This is a genomic window from uncultured Corynebacterium sp., from assembly GCF_945649885.1.
Lineage (GTDB): Bacteria > Actinomycetota > Actinomycetes > Mycobacteriales > Mycobacteriaceae > Corynebacterium.
The window spans coordinates 13,618-34,685 of sequence record NZ_CALZFS010000001.1; the positions used below are offsets into that span (position 1 = coordinate 13,618).

Annotated in this window: 16 protein-coding genes; 8 read left to right on the forward strand and 8 right to left on the reverse strand. The window is 57.9% G+C overall.

Annotation, left to right across the window (positions count from 1 at the left end):
• Positions 1-14 precede the first annotated feature (14 nt).
• Entirely contained in the window at positions 15-806 is a 792-nt protein-coding gene (locus Q0M74_RS00075; protein ID WP_293950543.1) for an exodeoxyribonuclease III, read from the forward strand.
• A 21-nt stretch (positions 807-827) separates the two neighbouring features.
• Positions 828-2,330, forward strand: a complete 1,503-nt coding sequence (locus tag Q0M74_RS00080) for a phosphatidylserine/phosphatidylglycerophosphate/cardiolipin synthase family protein (protein WP_293950544.1) — start codon at positions 828-830, stop codon at positions 2,328-2,330.
• A gap of 31 nt (positions 2,331-2,361) precedes the next feature.
• On the opposite strand, the gene Q0M74_RS00085 is transcribed toward Q0M74_RS00080, so the two are convergent.
• Positions 2,362-3,561, reverse strand: a complete 1,200-nt coding sequence (locus Q0M74_RS00085; protein ID WP_293950622.1) for a multidrug effflux MFS transporter — start codon at positions 3,559-3,561, stop codon at positions 2,362-2,364.
• Between the two features lie 285 nt (positions 3,562-3,846).
• Between Q0M74_RS00085 and Q0M74_RS00090 the strand changes: the two genes are divergently transcribed.
• Entirely contained in the window at positions 3,847-5,160 is a 1,314-nt protein-coding gene (locus Q0M74_RS00090; protein ID WP_293950545.1) for a Na/Pi symporter, read from the forward strand.
• 30 nt (positions 5,161-5,190) lie between these two features.
• Here the strand turns inward: Q0M74_RS00090 and Q0M74_RS00095 are convergent, their stop codons facing one another.
• The 3 genes from Q0M74_RS00095 to Q0M74_RS00105 are packed head-to-tail and all read right to left on the reverse strand — an operon-like array spanning position 5,191 to position 7,455.
• On the reverse strand, positions 5,191-5,952 hold the full coding sequence (locus Q0M74_RS00095) for a multidrug ABC transporter permease (protein WP_293950546.1): 762 nt from the start codon (positions 5,950-5,952) through the stop codon (positions 5,191-5,193).
• Positions 5,953-5,955: 3 nt separating this feature from the next.
• Positions 5,956-6,903, reverse strand: a complete 948-nt coding sequence (locus tag Q0M74_RS00100; protein WP_293950548.1) for an ABC transporter ATP-binding protein — start codon at positions 6,901-6,903, stop codon at positions 5,956-5,958.
• A gap of 24 nt (positions 6,904-6,927) precedes the next feature.
• Positions 6,928-7,455, reverse strand: a complete 528-nt coding sequence (locus Q0M74_RS00105; protein ID WP_293950550.1) for an NUDIX domain-containing protein — start codon at positions 7,453-7,455, stop codon at positions 6,928-6,930.
• Between the two features lie 268 nt (positions 7,456-7,723).
• Here Q0M74_RS00105 and Q0M74_RS00110 point away from each other — a divergent pair, with 268 nt between their 5' ends.
• From Q0M74_RS00110 to Q0M74_RS00120, 3 genes are read left to right on the forward strand one after another with little or no spacing between them, the layout of a single operon-like run.
• Positions 7,724-9,448 (forward strand): hypothetical protein, encoded by a 1,725-nt coding sequence (locus tag Q0M74_RS00110; protein ID WP_293950552.1) that lies wholly within the window; start codon positions 7,724-7,726, stop codon positions 9,446-9,448.
• Positions 9,448-10,512, forward strand: coding sequence for a transporter substrate-binding domain-containing protein (locus tag Q0M74_RS00115; protein WP_293950554.1), 1,065 nt, complete (start codon positions 9,448-9,450; stop codon positions 10,510-10,512). Before Q0M74_RS00110 ends, Q0M74_RS00115 begins: the two co-directional genes overlap by 1 nt.
• Complete coding sequence (locus Q0M74_RS00120; protein ID WP_293950556.1) at positions 10,496-13,150, forward strand: serine/threonine protein kinase; 2,655 nt, start codon at positions 10,496-10,498, stop codon at positions 13,148-13,150. The genes Q0M74_RS00115 and Q0M74_RS00120 overlap by 17 nt, the downstream gene beginning before the upstream one ends.
• Before the next feature lie 98 nt (positions 13,151-13,248).
• Here the strand turns inward: Q0M74_RS00120 and Q0M74_RS00125 are convergent, their stop codons facing one another.
• Positions 13,249-14,454 (reverse strand): acetate kinase, encoded by a 1,206-nt coding sequence (locus tag Q0M74_RS00125; RefSeq protein ID WP_293950558.1) that lies wholly within the window; start codon positions 14,452-14,454, stop codon positions 13,249-13,251.
• 2 nt (positions 14,455-14,456) lie between these two features.
• The gene (gene pta, locus Q0M74_RS00130; RefSeq protein ID WP_293950560.1) at positions 14,457-15,839 is read right to left on the reverse strand and encodes a phosphate acetyltransferase; all 1,383 of its coding nucleotides are present in this window, start codon (positions 15,837-15,839) and stop codon (positions 14,457-14,459) included.
• A 510-nt stretch (positions 15,840-16,349) separates the two neighbouring features.
• Here pta and Q0M74_RS00135 point away from each other — a divergent pair.
• Complete coding sequence (locus tag Q0M74_RS00135) at positions 16,350-17,717, forward strand: FAD-dependent oxidoreductase (protein ID WP_293950562.1); 1,368 nt, start codon at positions 16,350-16,352, stop codon at positions 17,715-17,717.
• A gap of 188 nt (positions 17,718-17,905) precedes the next feature.
• Complete coding sequence (locus tag Q0M74_RS00140; RefSeq protein ID WP_293950564.1) at positions 17,906-18,442, forward strand: GNAT family N-acetyltransferase; 537 nt, start codon at positions 17,906-17,908, stop codon at positions 18,440-18,442.
• 78 nt (positions 18,443-18,520) lie between these two features.
• On the opposite strand, the gene Q0M74_RS00145 is transcribed toward Q0M74_RS00140, so the two are convergent.
• Both Q0M74_RS00145 and purT read right to left on the reverse strand, forming a co-directional pair.
• Complete coding sequence (locus Q0M74_RS00145) at positions 18,521-19,624, reverse strand: hypothetical protein (protein WP_293950566.1); 1,104 nt, start codon at positions 19,622-19,624, stop codon at positions 18,521-18,523.
• An 87-nt stretch (positions 19,625-19,711) separates the two neighbouring features.
• Positions 19,712-20,938 (reverse strand): formate-dependent phosphoribosylglycinamide formyltransferase, encoded by a 1,227-nt coding sequence (gene purT, locus Q0M74_RS00150; RefSeq protein ID WP_293950568.1) that lies wholly within the window; start codon positions 20,936-20,938, stop codon positions 19,712-19,714.
• Positions 20,939-21,068 lie beyond the last annotated feature (130 nt).

Genomic DNA, 21,068 nt, shown 5'->3' on the forward strand with positions numbered 1-21,068 from the left:
CTAGGGTATAGGTCATGCGCATCGTCAACTGGAACGTCAACTCGGCACGCACCCGCGTGGACCGGATGGTGGAATTTCTCTCACGTCATGACGTGGATGTTCTGGCGGTGCAGGAAACCAAATGTAAAGACGAACAGTTTCCTTATGACCGTTTCACCGAGATCGGTTATGAGGTCGCACACTTCGGGCTGAACCAGTGGAATGGTGTCGCGATCATTTCCCGCGTGGGCATCGAGGACGTCCAGACTGCCTTCCCCGGCCAACCGGGATTCCACAAGGATCCAGAACTCGAGCAGGCCACCGAAGCCCGCGCCATCGGAGCGATCTGTGGTGGGGTGCGCGTGTGGAGCCTGTACGTGCCCAACGGCCGTGAGATCGCTGATCCTCACTATGACTACAAGCTGCGCTGGCTGTTTGCCCTGCGTAATTATGTCGCCGACACCCTGGCTGAGAAACCTGATGAGAAGATGGTTCTGCTGGGTGATTACAACATCGCCCCCACCGATCAGGATGTCTGGGATATCTCCGCTTTCGAGGGCAGCACTCATGTCACCGAACCGGAACGTGCTGTTTATGAACAGCTCCTGGAGTCAGGCCTGAAGGAAACCAACCCCGGCCCCGGAATCTTCACCTACTGGGATTACAAGGGTGCACGCTTCCTCAAGGGTGAGGGCATGCGTATTGATTTCCAGCTGGCCACCCCGTCGCTGGCCGTACTGGCTGGCGATACCTTTGTTGATGTGGAGGAACGTAGCGGGAAGGGCGCATCAGATCACGCTCCTGTGATCGTCGACTACGCGGTATAGCAGAAGCGTTAACGCAGGCTCATGAGTATATCCATCGATCTGGAGCTCTGGCAGACCATCGGCTTGATCGTGGATTACACGATCAAGGTCATCGCGATTGGTTATGTGCCGGAAGGCCGTCGCCCGAGTACCTCCACAGCGTGGCTGCTGGCTATTTTGCTGATCCCCTTCCTCGGTCTGCCCTTGTTCCTGCTGATGGGGTCGCCGTATATCAACAAGCGACGCCACCGCATCCAGCAGGAGGTCAATGACCTCATTGACAACGTCCACGATGATGTCACCGACTCCCCCGGGGGCATCACTGTGCATCCGGAGATCAAATCCGTCATCCGGATGAACAGGAAACTTACCAGGATGCCTGCTGTCACCGGTGTCAACCACGGTGTCTACAACGATTATGCATCCACCATCCAACGCATGACAGATGCCGTGGATGAGGCAGAACGTTACGTTCACGTGGAGATCTACATCATGGCCTGGGACAACACCACCCGGCCCTTCTTTGAATCACTGGAACGAGCAGTTCAACGTGGTGTGAAGGTACGTCTGCTCTTTGACCATGTGGGCAGCTGGAAATACCCCGGTTACCGTGCACTTCGCAAGAACCTCACCCGCATGGGTATCGACTGGTACCTCATGCTGCCGCTGCAGCCCTGGAAGCTGCGCTTCCGACGCCCCGACCTGCGCAATCACCGCAAGATGCTCATCGTCGACGGTCAGCGCGGCTTCATCGGATCCCTCAACATGATTGACTCCAGCTACCTACAACGCAGAAACATCCGGGTGGGGCGCACCTGGCAGGATCTCATGGTGGAGATGTCCGGGCCGATTGTTTCCTCCATGGAGATGGTGTTCGCCGGTGACTGGTATCTGGAGTCCAATGAGGCCCTGGACATCCGTGATCACGCCGAAGCCCATGAAATCATCCCGGATACCACACAGCATTCCCAGAAGAATCTGGTGCAGCTGCTGCCCTCCGGTCCTGGTTACACCACCGAGCCCAACCTGCGGATGTTCAACTCCATCGTGCACCACGCCAAGGAACGCCTGGTGTTGTGCAGCCCCTACTTCATCCCCGATGAATCCCTCCTGGAGGCGGTCACCTCCGCCTGCTACCGCGGGGTTCAGGTGGAACTGTATGTGTCCGAGCAGGCTGACCAGTTCATGGTCAACCATGCCCAGTCATCCTATTATCAGGTGCTATTGGAAGCCGGTGTGAAGATCTACATGCTACCCAAACCCGCCGTATTGCACACCAAGTACATGATTGCGGATCCAGATAGTGAGGAACACGGTGTGCCGATGGGTGTGGTGGGCTCCTCCAATCTGGATATGCGCAGTTTCGGCCTCAACTATGAGATCTCCATGATGATCATCAAGGGCAACCTGATCCGAGAGCTCAATGACATCACCGCCGGCTACAAGGACAGCTGCATCAAACTCACCCTGGACAAATGGAATGAACGCAGCTGGGCCAGGCGTTACCTGGACAATGTCATGCGTCTGACCTCTGCCCTGCAATAAGTAACTGCGCTCCTGCAGGGGTGGGCAGGGCTCAGCGCATCTCCGACTGGCCCACGCGGCCAGCGAACCAGGCAGCTGCACAGGCGATGACAGCACAGGTCACCATGGCCACCGACATCGTCAGCGCACGGTCAGAACCCAGCCCCACCAGTGGACTGACCAGACCACCCATGGCGAACTGGGTGAACCCCATGACCGCAGAACCGGAACCCGCACGGCTGCGCACCACCGACGTCCCCAGAGCAACCGAATTGGCCATGATCATCGGAACATGGGCGATCATCATGAAGAGCAACACCAAGAGCAGCACAGGTGAGCCGATGAAGGCCACCTCCAGCAGCAACACCAGAGCCAACACCGTGAAACTGACCAGGGCGGTGCTCATGATGCGGTGTGGATCAAAACGGTTGAGGAGCCTGCGGTTCACCATGCCGCACAGCATCATGCCCAGTGCGTTGACGGCGAAGACCACGGAATACATCACCGGGCTCAACCCCAGCTGATTCTGCAGCACAAACGGGGAGGCGGAGATATAGGAGAACATGGCACCGAAGGTGAAGGCCAGGATCAGGGCATAGGCGAGGAACTGTGGGTTCTTCAACACGAACAGGTAGTTCTGCCCCATTCCCCGCAGTCCGGAACCGGTCCGTTCCACAGGTGGGCGGGACTCCCGGATGCCGAAGATGACCACGAGCACCTGCGCGATATTGATCAGGGCCAGGGCCCAGAACACCGCACGCCAACCAAAGGGTGTTGCGATGACGCCACCGATCACCGGGGCCAGGATGGGTGCAGCACCCTGAATGATCATCAACAAGGCAAAGGCCTGTGCTGCTTCCTTCCCCTTGGCCAGGTCCGGAACAATGGCTCGGGCGATCACCACGCAGGCACCACCACCCAGTCCTTGGACCAGTCTCATGGCGATGAGCACACCTATGCCTGGTGCCATCGCGCAGGCGATGCTGGCCAGCAGGGAGGCCAGGGTGCCGGCGAGCAGAAGATTCTTCCTACCCATGGAGTCTGAGATCGGTCCGATGATGAGCTGACCGATCGCCATGCCGATCATGAATGCTGACAGGGTCAGCTGCACCATCGGTGTGGTTGTGTCTAATTCGTTCGCAATCGCCGGCAGTGCCGGGAGATACATGTCCGTGGACAATGCTGGTGTGGCGGTCAGCAACGCCAGGCCCATCAACAAAGGCGTCGAAATCCGTTGTTTATCCTGTGCCATCATGCATATCCCACCATTTCTAGAATTGTTGACGCCACCGTCAGCGTGTAGCCCACTGGTTATCCCACACCACCAGGGATATAACAATAAACCATGAGTTCACCGAACACCCCACCCCGGGTTTCGCCGGTGTGCTAGGAAAATAGGCGGAGTTGGCCTCTGGTTTTTGGTTTGTTCACCCACCATCCATGTACGATTCAAGTAGATGCATGATGAGCCCCACGGGAAGGCTCTCATATGGTTTTATTCATCCAAACTGAATAAAGGAAAGAAGAGGGGGTGCGCGTGACAAACAGCTTTGAATACGTGCAGCACCCACGACGGGCTCTCCCTCCACCGATTCCCACCGGACGCGGACCGGCCGCAGCTTTCCTGCCCGGTACCTTCCATCCGATCAACCCGAAGCAGATTGCCCCAGGCAGCGATCAGGTCCTCTTGTCAGGATGGGGAAAATTCCTGCGCTGGCTGCTGGTGTTGGCCTCCATCTTCGCCATCATCGTGGGTATCAACCTGATCCTCGACGGCGTATATAATGTCGGAACCACCAGCACCAACCGCCTGTATGATCTGGCACGTGACCCGTTCATCGGTCTGCTCATCGGCATTTTGACCACCGCCCTGGTGCAATCCTCCACCACCACGACAACACTGACTGTGGCAGCTGTGGGCACAGGTATCGTCACCGTCCCCGTGGCCATCCCCATCATCATGGGTGCCAACATCGGCACCACCATCACAGCCCTGTTGGTGTCATTTTCCTATATGGGGGAACGCCGGGAATTCAAGAAGGCTTTCACCACGGCGGCGATGCACCTGTGGTTCAACGTCCTGGTTGTCCTGGTCGCTCTCACCATCGAAATGCTCTTCCACCCTCTGCAGACAATCAGTGGGGATCTGGCTGACAAGGTTCTGGGTTCCAGTGAGACCACAGTGCCCACCACCCATATCGTGGAAGATATCACGACCCCGATCGTTGACACGATCGGCACCCATGGACTGTTCGGCATGGTGGGTAATGGTGGCGTGGCCACTGCTTTGTCCCTGATCACCGGCACCCTGTTCATCCTGGTGGCCATCAAGGTGATGAGTTATCAACTGCGCATGATCACGGCTGCCACCACGCACTCCCTGCTGGATATGTTCTCCAGCCCTGAGGAGAACACACGCCTGACGCTGAAGGCCAACACCCTTGGGGTCGGTGTGGGCCTGCTGTTCACCATCATGGTGACTGCCTCATCTGTCACCGTGTCCTCCATGCAACCCTTTGCTGTGACCAAGAGTCTGCCCCGGCGCGCCATGCTGGCCGTCATCCTGGGTGCCAATGTGGGCACCACGCTGACCGCCATGATCGCCACCTTCGCCATCGTGGGTGTGCACGGCGCCTTCGCACTGCAGGCAGCCCTGGTGCACCTGACCCTGAACCTGGTCGGTGCCCTCGTGGTGTTGTGTGTGCCCTCACTTGGCCGTGCCATCACCAACCTCGCAGCTGGTTCAGCACGCCTTGCCGCCCGCAGCTACACCAGGACCATCGTCACGATCTTCGGCATGTTCATGGTGTTCCCCATCATCATCCTCGTCATCTACGCACTGATGAACTAGCAGACCCCCGCCCCCGGGATATCTCAGGTGTCAGGCATCCCGCTTTTCCAGGACAACCAGTCCTGCTGCGAACAACACAACCGCCCAGATACCGAAGTAGACGGCGCCGAACTCGATGCTCCAGCCGGGGTCAGTGGTCTGGAAGTTAGTGATGAAGGATCGCAGGTTGGTGAAGGGACCATATTTACCAATGGTCTCGCCTACCCGGGGCAGCAGGCCAGCCAGATCCTCCAGGGCCAGGTGCCACATGAGAATCAAGGCGATCGCACCGGCAGACTGACGGAGCAACAGGGCGATACCGGAGGCGAACGTCACCAATAATGCCGCTCCCACGGGGTACTGCCACAGAATCCGACGTGCTTCCTGGTCATTCCACACATCCAGGGTGCTGCTGGCGATATCCGAGGCGAGTGCTTTGGCCACATAGAAACACAACAACACGGTGGTGAACGTGATGATCATCGCGATGACCGCATACAGCAGCCACTTGGCCACCGCCACCACCCAGCGCTTAGGTGTGGCCAGGAAGGACTGCTGCTGATATCCATAACGGAACTCCGTGGTGAACATCATGACGGCCTGCACGATCAGAACCAGGAAGCCCACCACGTAGATAACGGCCACGGTGTTTCCTGCCAGAAGCAGTGTGGTGCTCAGGTCCTCACCGGTGGCGAAACTACCGATGAATGCGGCAAAGGCCACGCTGAGCACAATGATCAGGGCGGTGGTCCACCAGAAGGATTTAGTGGTGCGGAGTTTGGTCCACTCGGACCTCAGAACATTGAAAAACATGGGTTATTTCTCCTCCTGTGCGGACTGCTCCGGGGTGGAGGCTTGGTACTGGACGGTATCTCCCGTGGTCTGTAGGAAGGCTTGCTCAAGCGATGCCCGGTGCTCAGACAGTTCCAGCAGACCGATTCCGCGGCTGAAAGCCAGGGTTCCGATCTCATCGGTGGTGTGGTTGGTGATGATGAAGGTCGGTGAGGGGTCGGTGTCGATAAGCTTTGTGTCAAAGCTGATCCCCTGCTCCCGCAGCGCCGACTGGAATGCTTCCGGGTGGGCGGTGCGCACCATCACGGTGGTGGCGGAGTGCTCACGGATGAAGTCCTGGATCGGGGTGTCCGCCACCAGCTTTCCGCGGCCGATGACCACCAGATGATCAGCAGTAAGCGCCATCTCTGACAGGAGGTGGGAACTGATCAGGACGGTGCGGCCCTCATCAGCCAGGTTCTTCAGCAGGGTGCGTACCCAGTGGATGCCCTCAGGGTCCAGGCCGTTGACAGGCTCATCCAGGATCAGATACTCCGGATCACCGAGCAGGGCTGCGGCAAGACCGAGTCGCTGTCCCATGCCCAGGGAGAATCCACCAGTCTTCTTGCCGGCGACATCAGTGAGGCCGACAAGCGCCAACACTTCATCCACCCGCTTGGTAGGAAGCCCATTGGCCTGTGCGATCCACTTCAGGTGGTTGCCCGCGGTGCGGTTGGGGTGGGTGGCCTTGGCATCCAGTAGAGTCCCCACCCGGGTCAGAGGCTTTTTCAGGGCCCGATAAGGCTGCCCCCCGATGGTGGTGTGACCGCTGCTGGGATTATCCAGTCCAACGATGCACCGCATGGTCGTGGACTTCCCGGCCCCGTTGGGCCCGAGGAAACCGGTGACAATCCCAGGTTTGACGGTGAAACTCAGATCCTCGACTGCACGGACCTGCCCATAGTGTTTATTCAGGCCTACGACTTCAATCATGCAGACCAGTTTGTCACTAATTGCTCAGTCGGTTGCAGTTACCTCGCCGATAAGCTGCTTCAGGCCGGGCCAGGCCATCTGGAATGCTGCCATCAAAGGCAGATCCTCCACCTCAACCACCCGTACCCATCGTAATTCCAGAGATTCCTCATTGGCCACGGTCTTCAGGGGATGTCCGTTGTCTGTCCGGGCGATCACCGTGGTGTAAGTCCATCCGCCTGCCAGCTCCGGGCGATCTGGATCAGCAGCAAAAGGTCCGGCGGTGACCACGGAGTGGAGGATGGTGACATGTCCTGCATCAATCCCGGTTTCCTCCGAGGCCTCACGCAGGGCAGCCTCAGCTTCTGATTCATGGGAGTCCCGGGCGCCGCCGGGAAGTGCCCAGGTTCCGCCGTTATTGGTCCAGTGGGCACGGTGCTGCGTCAGCACCTGCCACTGCGAGACCTCTTCATCATCGCTGCCTGCAAGCAGAAGTAATCCTGCCGCTCCGTTTCGGCCCCACACGGAAGCTCCTGCAGGTCCTGCTGCCCATCCGTCACCATCACCTTTCATGCTGTCTACATTAGGTCAGTCGCCCGATCCTGTGGGGTGGAAGTGGGTGGAGACATAGTCCGTGTTCATCCAGCTGCAATCCACAGAAGGGGTATGCAGGTAGGGCAGAAAGCAGGGCTCTGCGGGTGTCAGTGGGACTCAGCAGGGCTCTACAGAGTTCGGTGCGGCTGATGACGGATGTAGCTGGGAGAAGTTAATTGGAGCATGGTCACAAAGACCAGACAGGGGTCTACTTTCTCACAGGCCTCAACCGCGCTATCCTGAAACAATGACCCGGGATGGAATTGGGGAGCAATCCACAGTTGCAGGTGAGACGGAAAAATCCCTCACCGCCCCTGATAGTCCTGTCACAAAACATCCCGCAGACGGCGATAGCCCCCAGGACAACAGCCAGGTGGAGGAACCAGAACAATCAGGGGACCTCGGACAGACAGGAAACCTGGATCAGACCACTGACTCCGTCGACCAGGCATCCCTCACAGGTAATCCTGGTGTCCCTGATAAAGACGGAGACACCGGTGATGAGGCGGAGCCGCAGGATGTCACGACTGTCGCTGCCGAGTCCAAGGCCTCACACGCTGGTTCCAAGAACCAGTCCAAGCCTCATGATCATGCGGAAGAGCCAGATCACTGGTTGGATCCGATCACCACGGAGAATCAATCCCCTCGTGGTGTGATCAACTCGATCATCCAGGAGACCTTCGGGCAACCATTTTTTGTGATGCGTCGACTCTGGAGCTTCATCAGCACCTCTCCTGGCAAGATCACGGTGATGACGGTGATCATCTCCGTGGCGATCTTCGCCGCAGGTTATGCCATGTCGGCATCCTCTGACACCCGCCAGGCGCATCTGGATGAGCTGATCACCAATACGGAACCGGTGTCCTACAACGCGCATGTTCTCTACACCTCCCTGTCGATTGCGGATACCACCGCCACCACGGGGTTTGTGCAGGCCGGCATCGAAGACCCCATCAACAGGGTGCGGTATAACACCGCCATTGACCGGGCGTCGGTAGCTGCCACGGATACGGCGGCCTCGGCGGATACCACCAATGACCGGTTGATGGAGTTGGTCACGGAGATCCAGCGGTATCTGCCGATTTACACCGGCCTGGTGGAAACCGCCCGCACCAATAACCGTGCGGGTAATCCGGTGAGCGTGGCTTATATGGCTGAGGCCAGCGCCATGATGCGCAATGAGATCCTGCCGATGGCTGCGGAGCTGTACAACATGACCAGCCGTGCGGTGGCTGATCAACAGACCAACATGATGCGTCCGCAGTGGATTCCACTGTCCGGCCTGCTTGCTGCACTGGGCATGCTGCTGATTGCCCAATGGTGGTTGATGCGCATCACCCGTCGCCGTGTGAATAAGGGCTTCGCCCTGGCCACCACCATGATGCTGGTGGCCACGATCTGGGTTGCGGCAGCGGACTGGACCACCTGGCAGGCGGGAATGAAAGGCTTTGAAGAAGCCTCAGATCCACTGAAATCCATGACCACCGCGCGCATCTACGCGCAGCAGACACGCACCACTGAGACCCTGTCTCTGGTTCGTCGACAGTCTGTTCAGGGCAGTACCACCGGCTTCAATGCCACCATCAGCCAGTTGAAGCGGTCCATCAATGAATATGAAAAGAGTTCCCATGCGGACACTCCGGAGCACCGTGAGTTGATCCGGCAGGTGCGTAACTCCATGGCTACCTGGTCCCATGAGCATGACCAGTTCACTGTGTTTCTCCGCAATGGTGACTATTCCGCTGCGGTAGCCACCGCGCTGAGCACAGATGATGACGGCCTGACCAGCTTTGAAACACTGGATCTGGCCCTGGCTGAACTGATTACGGATTCCCGCATCTCCATGCGTTCCTATATTGAAAGTGGTCTTGTCGCGACCTCACTGGTGGCGATCTCCGTGCTGATCCTCTCTGTGGCCTCCGTGGTCTCCCTGTGGATCGGTATTCGTCCGAGATTGCAGGAGTACCTGTGATGAGAGCTTGTCGACGCCTCCTCCAGCGTGTTAACCCTCGTCTCACCGTCGTGTTGTCCGTGCTTCTCTCCGCATCCCTGTTGACCTCCTGCATTCAGCAGGAGATCAAGGAGCCCGAAGTTTATTCGCAGATCAATCCTGATGCCGGCCCTCCCCTGCCCCCGGGCTCCCTGGTGGAGGGAGTGGGTGAGGTGGCGGCCAAACCTGTCATCACTGATAGTTGGGAGGGCTCGCTGAGTCCTGATGACCGTGAACCGAAGGAACGGGTTCCGGAGATCTTCAAACGTGGTCGACTCATCGTGGGTGTGGATCAGTCCCAGAACCTTCTGAGTTTCCGTGATCCTGTGAGTGGTCAGCTTCGTGGCTTTGAGGTGCAGTTGGCCAAGGAGATCGCCCGCGATATCTTCGGCAATCCAGAGGCTGTTGATTTCCGTTTTGTTGATGCCGGTGATCGTCTCCGGCCCCTGTCCCAGGGTGATCTGGATATTGTCATCCGTTCCCTGTCGGTCACGGAGGAACGTGCCAAGAGGTTGGAATTCTCCACACCCTATTTCCACTCCCAGACTCGTCTGCTGGTGATGGATAACTCCGGCATTGAAGGCGTCGATGATCTCAGTGGGCACACCATCTGTGTTGCTGATGGTTCCACGGCCCTCCATAAGGCCCGGTTGATGGCACCGGAGTCCCCGATTCTGCGTACCCGCAACTGGTCGGATTGCTTGATGTCACTGCAGCAACAACAAGCGCAGGCAATTCTGGGTGATGATGCCATCCTGTCCGGTATTGCTTCCCAAGATCCCTATACCCGGATTCTGCCCTCGATTCTGTCCTGGGAGTCCTACGCGGTTGCCATCGCCCCCTCCAGGACCAACAAGGACACCAGTGGTCTGGTGCGCCAGGTGAATTCCACCATGGAACGCATCCGCGAAGACACCACCTGGTGGTCCATGTTCAATGACTGGTTCGGCCCCTATCTCTACACCTACGGGCCGCCACCGCTGCAGTACCGGGATGAACCAGACACGGATGATGAGGAAGGAGAAACAGATGACGGAGAACAATGATCCTGAACAACAGGACTCCGGTGGCAGCGCCACTGACGCCACACCTGTTGCACCTCCTGTTTCTCCTCCCACCGAGGCTGTGAAATATGATCCCTTCGCCGATGATGAGGAGGATGATCTGGACGAGATTGATCTGGATGAATTGGAACGCGCTCTGGCCCCACCCACGGAATCAGTGAAATACGACCCCTTCGCTCATGATGATGAGGAGGAGGACGCCAGCACCGGTGGTTTTGCCGTGGGCGCTGATAGCGCACCCGGTACCCAGGCCGTGAAATTTGATCCCTTCGCCGACGATGATGACGAAGACGATGCCTTCGGTCCGGATGGCCTTGACTATCTCCTCCGCGATCTCGATCAGATCCGTGCCACCCAGGGCCAGTTCGTAGGCACCCAGGACCCTCAGGTTGAGGATGCGGTGACGGATGCGGCGACAGCGGCCACCACCGTCGGCTCAGCCGCCGCCACCCCGAGCACCGATCCCAGTGAACGCAGCCGCAGGCAGGCGATCTCCACCTTCCTTGAACGCCGTGGCATACGCCGACAATCGCGTGTCATCGCAGATGGCATGGTGGAACTTCCCTTCATCACCCCAAAACCGGAGAGTGAGCTGCTCATCGATCCGGGAGCCAAACTCAAACCCGGCATCAAACCACCGCAGTTGAAGGCTGGTGATATCGTCGCCGAGCAATATGAGGTCCTGGGTGTCATCGCCCATGGTGGCATGGGTTGGATCTACCTGGCCAATGACAACAATGTGGCCAACCGCATCGTGGTACTCAAGGGAATGATGGCCCAGGCCAGCCTCCAGGACCAGGGCACAGCAGAAGCCGAACGTGCCTTCCTGGCAGATATCACTCACCCGGGCATCGTGAAGGCCTATAACTTCATCGATGATCCCCGGGTGCCCGGCGGGTTCATCGTTATGGAATACGTCAATGGCCCCTCCCTCAATGACCGCCGCAAACAGCAGGACGGCGGGGTCTTGAGCTTCGACCTTGCCATCGGTTATGTCCTCGAGGTGCTTCCCGCGATGGACTATCTGCATTCCCGCGGTGTGGTGTACAACGACCTCAAGCCGGATAACATCATCGCCACTGAGGATCAGATCAAGTTGATTGACCTTGGTGCGGTATCTGGCATCGGTGCCTATGGCTATATCTATGGCACCAAGGGTTACCAGGCACCAGAGGTGTCCACCCATGGCCCGTCGGTGGCCTCCGATATCTACACCATCGGGCGCACCCTGGCGGCCCTGACGTTGAAAATGCCAGTGGAGGACGGAGTACTCAAACCGGGTATCCCCTCCCCCAATGATGAACCCCTGCTGCGTCGCCACCTCTCCTTCTATCGTCTGCTCTTGCGTGCCACCGCAAAAAACCCCGAGGACCGCTTCAGCTCCGCTGCGGAACTGCGCACCCAGCTCTTCGGTGTGCTGCGTGAAGTCCTGGCTATCCGCGATGGTCGACAGTTCCCAGCCCAACACTCATTGTTCTCCCCGCAGCGAAGCACCTTCGGCACCAAGCACATGGTGTTTCGCACCGACAAGCTTATCGACGGCATCGACCGCCAGGTCCGCATCACTTCCCCAGAGGTGGTCTCCGCACTCCCAGTCCCACTGATCGACCGCACCGACCCCGGTGCCCGCATGCTGTCCGGTTCTTCCTATGCCGAGGCCTCAGAGACCCTGGAGAATCTCCGCACCGCCATGGAGGATGAGCAGTACCGTCACTCCATTGAAATTCCCCTCGGTGTGGTGCGTGCACTGCTGGACCTGGGTTTCACCACTGAAGCCCGCGCCTGGTTGGAAACTCTCAAGGAACGCATGGGACGGGACTGGAGACACCAGTGGTTCTCCGGCATCACCCACCTTCTACTGGATGATTATGTTGCCGCCCAGCGATTCTTCTACACCGTGCTCACCATTTTACCGGGCGAAGCCGCACCGAAACTGGCCCTGGCAGCCGTTGATGAACTCCTCCTCCAGCAACACGGATACGACAACACCACGCTGCTGACCCCGACGATCACCAGTGCCACTGCAACACTGGGCGATGATTTTGAGAAGTTGGAAACCTCCGCCTTTGAGGGACTCGGCGATACCTGGTCCCACATTGTGGATGATCCGGCAGTCCTACGCTTCCAGTCCTTGAGGCTGTATGCGCTGGTGTGGGCAACCAACCCCACCACGGTGTCCTCCGCCTTCGGTCTGGCACGCCAGTTGATGGCGGAAAACCAGATTGAGATCGCCGTGCAGTCCCTGGACAAACTGTCCCAGGCATCCCGCCATCACCGGATGTCCACGCTGACCACGATTCTGCTCCTGGTCAGTTCCAACCTGAGTGAATCACGTATTCGCCGTGCTGCACGACGCCTTTCGGAGATTCCGACCAATGAGCCACGTTTCAACCAGATCAAGATCGCCGTGATGTCCGCCGGTTTATCTTGGCTCCGCGACAGTAACCTCAGGGCTTCCGCCTCAGCGAATCCCCTGTTTGAATATCCCTTTTCCCAGCGGGGTTTGAGGGAAGGTATTTCCGAAGCGCTTCGTGTCCAGGCCCGTTCTGCTCCCTTTGCTCGTCACCGTTATGCCCTGGTGGATATGGCCAATGCGGTGAGACCCTTCACCTGGTTCTGAGAAAAACAGTTCTGCTTCAGAAAAACCTCTGCCCGCCACGGTGTCCTTCGGGATATGTGGCGGGCAGAGTTCTTCTTCGCACAGGCTGTACGAAGCCTCTAGGCCTTGGCCTCTGCGAACTTCACCGAGTAACGGGCAATGGCCAGTTCCTCGTTGGTGGGAATGACAAAGACCTTGATGCTGGAATCATCCGCTGAGATCAGACGGGGGCCGTCGTTGGGGAGCTTGTTACGCTCCGGATCCAGCTTGATGCCGTACATCTCCAGGTGTGCCAGGGCATCCTCGCGGACAAAGTCAGCGTTCTCGCCGACACCTGCGGTGAAGACGATGCAGTCCACCCGGCCCAGGGCGACCAGGTAGGAGCCGAGGTAGCGGCGCAGCTGGTGGATGTAGATATTGTAGGCGGACCAGGCGTCCTGATCGCCATCTTCAATCATCTGGTGCAGTTCACGGAAGTCATTGACACCGGACAGGCCCTTGACGCCGGACTTCTTGTTCATGAGGTTATCGATCTCATCGATGCTCATGTTGGCATTGCGTGCCAGGTGGAAGACAACACCGGGATCAATGTCACCGGTACGGGTACCCATGACCAGACCGGCCAGCGGGGTCATGCCCATGGAGGTGTCAATGGCCACGCCACCCTGCACCGCAGACATGGAGGCACCATTGCCGAGGTGGAAGGTGATGGTGTTGACCTCATGGGCAGGCTTTTCCATCAGTTCCACTGCACGGTTGGAGACATACTCATGGGAAGTTCCGTGGAAGCCATAACGGCGTACACCGTACTCCGCGGCAACATCTTTGTTGATGGCATAGAGCGCGGCAGCAGGGGGAAGTGAGTGAAAGAAACCGGTGTCAAAGACCGCCACGTGGGGAACGTCCGGCAGGATCTTGCGGGCTACCTCGATGCCGTCGATATTCGCCGGGTTGTGCAGCGGTGCCAGTGGGATCAGATCCTTGATCATCTCCACGATCTCATCGGTAATAAGCTCCGGTGCGGAAAACAGGATGCCACCATGGACCACGCGGTGGCCGACGGCGATGATATCCACCTGGGAGGGGCCACAACCGTGTTCGGTCATGAGGTCAAAAGACAGGTTGAGTCCGTCGGAGTGATTTGCGATCGGAGCTTCCTTGATTATCTTCTCACCCTCGATCTTGAGGATGATTCTTCCCATCGGCTCACCGATCTGCTCCACCAGGCCAGAGACATATGGCTCATCGGTGGCGCTGTTGGCAGGGTCCACCAACTGGAACTTGATAGATGAGGAACCTGAGTTCAAAACAAGTGCTAATGCCATGATTACTTTCCTCCGGCTTGAATAGCGGTGATGGCCACGGTGTTCACGATGTCTGGAACGGTGGCTCCACGGGAGAGGTCATTGACGGGCTTGTTCAAGCCCTGCAGGATCGGGCCGACAGCCAGTGCATGCCCGGTGCGCTGTGCTGTCTTGTAGCCGATGTTTCCTGCTTCCAGGTCAGGGAAGATGAAGACATTGGCGTGTCCAGCAACCTCGGAATCCGGCATCTTCTTCTTGGCCACACCGGGATCAACGGCGGCGTCGAATTGGAGTGGGCCGTCAACCTTGAGCTCTGGGTTGAGTCGGCGCGCCTCGGCAAGTGCATCGATAGCGCGTTCCACATCAGGTCCGGTACCGGAGTTACCAGTGGAGTAGGACAGGATGGCCACGCGTGGATCAATACCGAACTGTGCCGCGGTGGTCGCGGAGACCACAGCGATCTCACCGAGCTGTTCCGCGGTGGGGTTCGGGTTCACAGCACAGTCTCCGAAGGCCCAGAGTCGGCCACGCAGAACCATGAGGAAGATGGAGGAGACTACAGATGCTTCCGGAATAGTCTTGATGATCTGGAAACTCGGCTTGATGGTGTGGGCGGTGGTGTTGGCTGCACCGGAGACCATGCCATCGGCATCGCCGTTGTGCACCATCATGGTGCCGAAGTAGGAGATGTCCTTCATTGTTTCACGAGCCTGCTCAATGGTGATGCCCTTGTCCTTGCGCATCTCTGCGAACTGCTGCGCTAACTCCTCACCCTTGGGATCATTCAGCGGGTCGATCACATAGGCTTTGTTGAGGTTCAGGCCGAGTTCGGTGGCGCGTTCCTGAATCTGCTCAGGGTCACCCAGGATGGTGATCTCGCAGATGTCTCTCTCCAGCAGCTGGCTGGCAGCCATGAGGATGCGGTCGTCTTCCCCCTCAGGCAAAACAATGTGGGACTGTTCTTGACGGGCACGCTTGAGCAGCCAGTTTTCAAAGAGTGCAGCACTCATGACCGGCTCGAGGGCACCACTGTTACGAACGGCCTTCTTCAACTTGTCCGGCTTGGCGTCCTCCTCAGCGGTGAAGGCTGCCACGACTACGCCGCCGACATTCTTGGCCTGGGTGCGGGCCAGGGAGACATGGGCACCACGCTTGTCCACGAGCAGCAGCATCGGAATGCCGAGTGCAGCTGCCACCTGGGCATCAAAGTGTGCATTGCCTGCACCGACGATGAGGGCTGGGCCGTCAGCAAGGAGCTCTGCCGCCAGGACCTTGGAAATATCAAGCTCCTCATCATGAATCGGTACGAGCTTGACGTCGAGGTCCTTGGCAAGAGCTTTCAGATCAAAACCGTCGAAACTTCGGTTGACCGTGGTGATCAGGGCTGAGGTTGGGGTGTCAGACATGCATCGCCTTTCTTCTAGCAAGCTGAAAAGCCAACTATTAAGTGACATTTCCAGGTCTGTGCCATCTGGCACTACAGGGCAAGTGTTGTGATTCTTCGCATAGTTTAGCCCCGTTTCCATCTCGCCACATCAATGATTGAAAAAATTTCTTTCATATCACCTACCAGCCACTTTGCACAGGCTGCATGAGCTGCACAAACCCTCGATCTTCACAAAAACAAAATTTCCGTGTTACAGGTTGCAAAGTAGGTGTTGCGAAGTTTTCGGGGGAAATTTCAGCGTCGAAAAGCTCTTCAAGTGTACGCTAAGCGAACCGATTCGGAGGCGTGCCACGGACCCACCACCCTGCCGCGGACCACCACCCAACCAAGGCACCCCTTTCTTAAGGCGGAAAAAGCACGTATCATGAAGGGTTGATAGCTACTCAAAGTCTCTTCGTCGCCCCATAGGGGCGGTTAACCATGCCCACCAGCATGGATTGTCGACAATTTATAAGGAATAGAACTGTCTATGTCTCGCCCTTTGCGCGTCGCCGTCGTTGGCGCTGGCCCAGCTGGAATCTATGCTTCTGACCTGCTGATGAAGTCTGAACAGGATGTCCGGATCGACCTGTTTGAGCGCATGCCCGCCCCATTCGGCCTGATCCGTTATGGTGTAGCACCTGACCACCCACGCATCAAGGGCATTGTGAAGTCCCTCCACAAGGTGTTGGACAAGGAAGAGCTACGCCTGCTGGGCAACATTGAAATCGGCAAGGACATCACCGTTGAAGAGCTGCGCACCTTCTATGACGCAGTGATTTTCTCCACCGGCGCCACCAGCGACCAGGAACTGCGCGTCAAGGGCGCTGACCTGGATGGCTCCTGGGGTGCTGCAGAATTCGTCGGCTTCTATGACGGCAACCCCAACTTCTCACGCTCCTGGGACCTGTCTGCTGAGAAGGTCGCCGTGATCGGCGTGGGCAACGTGGCACTGGATGTCGCCCGTATCCTGGCCAAGACTGGCGATGAGCTCAAGGTCACCGAGATTCCAGACAACGTCTATGAATCCCTGGCCAAGAACCAGGCCAAGGAGATCCATGTCTTCGGACGCCGTGGGCCTGCACAGGCCAAGTTCACCCCGATGGAACTGAAGGAACTGGACCACTCCCCCACCATTGAGGTTGTGGTCAACCCTGAAGACATCGATTATGACGCCGCCTCCGAGACCGCCCGCCGCGAGTCCAAGTCCCAGGACCTGGTGTGCCAGACCCTCGAGCAGTACGCGATCCGCGATCCCAAGGGCGCACCGCACAAGCTGTTCATCCACTTCTTCGAGTCTCCTGTGGAGATCCTCGGCGCGGACGGCAGGGTTGTCGGCCTCAAGACCGAACGCACCCAGCTTGATGGCAACGGTGGCGTGACCGGCACCGGGAAGTTCACCACCTGGGATGTCCAGTCCGTGTACCGCGCCGTGGGCTACCGCTCCGACGCCGTCAAGGACGTTCCTTTCGATGCTGAGCGCGCTGTCATCCCGAACGACGGCGGCCACGTCATCGATCCATCCACCGGTGCCCCTGTGACCGGCCTCTACGCCACCGGCTGGATCAAGCGTGGACCAATCGGCCTGATCGGTAACACCAAGTCCGATGCCAAGGAGACCACCGAGATGCTCCTGGCTGACCACGCAGCAGGTTCCCTGCCAGCTGCCGAGCAGCCAGACCTTGATGCGATCATCAGCTTCCTGGATGAGCGCAAGGTTCCTTTCACCACCTGGGAAGGCTGGCACCTGCTGGATGCCGCTGAACGCGAAGCCGGTGAGCTGGAAGGCCGTGAGCGCAAGAAAGTTGTCGAGTGGAATGACATGGTTCGTTTCGCCCGCCCAGAGTATGAAATCTAAGTTCTGATGTGCAACAATGCCGGGTGAGAGAGGAAGATCTCTCACCCGGCATTGCTTCTTTCCGGCTCACGGTTTTTCTCACTTCACATCACTTCGGCCACACACCACATGCAGTAAATTTTAGGTTTGTATCAGAAAACTTTCCTGTCCAGGTCTCCCTTTCTGCCAGGAAGCGTTAGGATTTGGCCATGACCCGATACTTTGCCGTTTCCAACCTCCAGGAGCTCAGCTCACTCGAGGTACATAAGTTGTACAAGCTTCGTGTCGACGTTTTCGTCCACGAGCAGAAAACCCCCTACGCCGAAATCGATGACACCGATGCGGCCACCACCACCCGGCACATCCTCGCCTGGCAGCGTTGTGAAGGCAGCCCGACGCTTCTCGACGGTTGCGCCCGTCTGGCCCCCACCACCACCTCCGAGATCACCGCTGCCACCGGCGCCGCCTTCGAGCTCGACGAAGCCCCACTCTCCCAGCTCGGCCGCGTCACCGTATCCAAGGTTTCACGTGGAACCGGTCTGTCTGATGAGCTGATGAAGAACGCTCTCCGCCTGGCTTTCGAGCAGTACCCGGACCGCGATGTTGTTCTCACCGCCCAGAGTCCCTTGAAGGATTTCTACGCAGGCTTCGGTTTCACCGTCTGCGGATCCGAGTATGAAGACACCGGCGTCCCGCACCTGCCAATGGTGCTCAAAGCTGCTGACCTGGCCCAATACGGAAGCTAGTTTTCTCCCGCAGGACGGTAGGCACGGAGGCGCCTACTGAAACCTGCTGGGGTCTGATCTATTCAGATCCTGTGTCCCCTACCCTGTTCCATAGTCCAGACCAGTGGTCCAGAAGGAATCACCGTTTGAAGTGGTGAAGGTGATTTGGTTTCCGTCATATTCGGCAACCATTCCGCCGTCGAGATGATACTTCCCTGGTTCCAGGGGCTGCCTGGACTCATAGATGTCAAAGCCCGGGTTGGCCCCGAAAGCACGTTCAAACTCCGCAGCACCATCCGCGACATTCCAGGTCAGGAGGTTGGCTGGCCCGGATCCTTCAGTGGCCTCCCAGTTGGAGGGGCTCAACGACATGCAGGAATACCTGGTTTCATCAGTGCTGTCATAAAAGCACCTGACCCCATCGGTTCCATTGAGTGGAATATCAATCACCCGGGACAACACCTGAGTGTATCCCGCATCATCTGTCAGTTGCTGCTGTATATCTTCAGTACTGACCTGCCGAAATCCCTCATCATCAATGGTGAAGGCATCACCGGAGGAGAACTTGGTACAGGTGATCTCTGATGGATCTGGCGCAAAACAACCCATCTTGCCCAGGTGCACAAACTCACCGGTATCCAGGGTGGCTGGGGCTTCCGGCATGGTCGGGATGACTCCGGATTGAGGCTTAGCAAGGCTGTCCTGGGCCTCAGCATCCGTGGAGATCGTGACGTTGTCCGCCGCACCGGTTCCCTTGTCGATTCCGTGGAGGCAATTACCTGCGGTTTCATCAATGGCGAACATCCGCTGTGGGAAGTTGTACTGGCCATGCTCGGCAGTGAAAGAACAGTGGATGGAACCATCCCCGGAGGTGAAAACAGCACTTTCTGTTTCGCTCAGGCCGGTATCGTAGGTGGCCTGGTCAATGCGGATGAACTCAGATGTTCCTGATTTCCCGGCATCTCCCGGCGCGCTGCTGCCCGCAGGTGGCGGAGTATCAACAGATGATTCCTGGTCATTGGGTTCAGCTGGGTTCTGGCCTGCACCATCTGTATCCTCCGCTGTTGCGGTGGTGGTGACCGTGGTGGGACTGTCTGCCTGGGCATCTGTGTTGGTGCTGGTGGCACAGGCTGATGCTGCCACCAGGCAGCTGAGTGAAAAGATCCCAGTGAAAATCCTTGCGGTGCTTCTTCCGGTTTCCATGTTCCCCACCCTAAACCCACTTGCCATAGCAAAAAATAGCGAGTGGCAAATGTTATGCAAATGATAGGGGTGGGGATTAAAGGCAAACTACTTGAAGATGTCCTCGCCGGTGTGAACGGTGATTGCGGAAGCTGCCTGCGCAGCACGTTCACGGGCGGTGTCTGTGTTTTCTGCCGTGGAGATGACAACACCCATGCGGCGTGTGGGGAAAGCCTCCGGTTTACCGAAGAGCCTCAGATCAGTTTCCTCCACGGCAAGTGCCTCTGCCAGACCGGAGTAGGACACCCCCATGGAATCCATACCGCCATAGACCACCGCGGAGGCACCTGGGGATACCAGGGTGACATCAACCGGGAGGCCGAGGATGGCTTTGGCGTGGAGTTCGAACTCGGAGAAACGCTGGGTACCAAGGGTGACCAGGCCGGTGTCATGTGGGCGTGGGGAGACCTCGGAGAAATAAACATCATCCCCGGAGACAAATAATTCCACTCCGAATACGCCACGGCCACCCAGCGCATTGGTGATGCGGGCGGCAACGGAACGGGAGTTGTCCAGGGCGCGCTCGTTCATCACCATCGGCTGCCAGGATTCCACATAGTCGCCGTCTTCCTGACGGTGCCCGATGGGTTCGCAGAACCAGGTGGCGACCTTGCCGGTGGCTGGATCAATGCCGCGGACAGTCAGGAGGGTGATCTCATAATCGAATTCTACGAACTGTTCCACAATGACCCGCTGGTTAGCTACACGTGCACCACTCATGGCGTACTCCCATGCCGCTTCAAGGTCCTCTTGGGACTTGACCACAGACTGGCCCTTGCCTGAGGAGCTCATGACCGGCTTGACCACATTCGGGTAGCCCAGGCGATCTGCTGCAGCCTGGAACTCTTCAAAGGATGAGCAGAACTCATAGCCGGAGGTAGGCAGCCCCAGTTCCTCTGCTGCGAGACGACGAATCCCCTCGCGGTTCATGGTCAGCTTTGCTGCCCGCGCGGTGGGCACGACGGTGGCCAGGCCTTCCTCCTCGATCTTCACCAGTTCATCGGTGGCGAGTGCCTCAATCTCTGGAATGACAAAATCAGGCTTGACGGTGGTGATTGTGTCACGGACAGCTGCCGGATCAGTCATGTCAATGACATAGGAGAAGTGTGCCACCTGATGTGCCGGGGCATTTTCATAGCGATCCACCGCATGGACTTCCACACCGAGGCGCTGGAAGGCAATGGCAACCTCCTTGCCCAGCTCACCTGAACCGAGCAACATCACCTTGGTGGCATTGGGAAGCAGTGGGGTACCGATTTTCTCTGGCTTATACATAAGGGGGATTCCTCCGTCTGAGCACCTGATTGGGCAGCCTGTTTCTCCCTTTCAGGCAGCAGATCATATGCTCGACAACCACCTGGGGAAATCAGCCTTGCCGTATGGCTACCGATAACTGTATCGGACA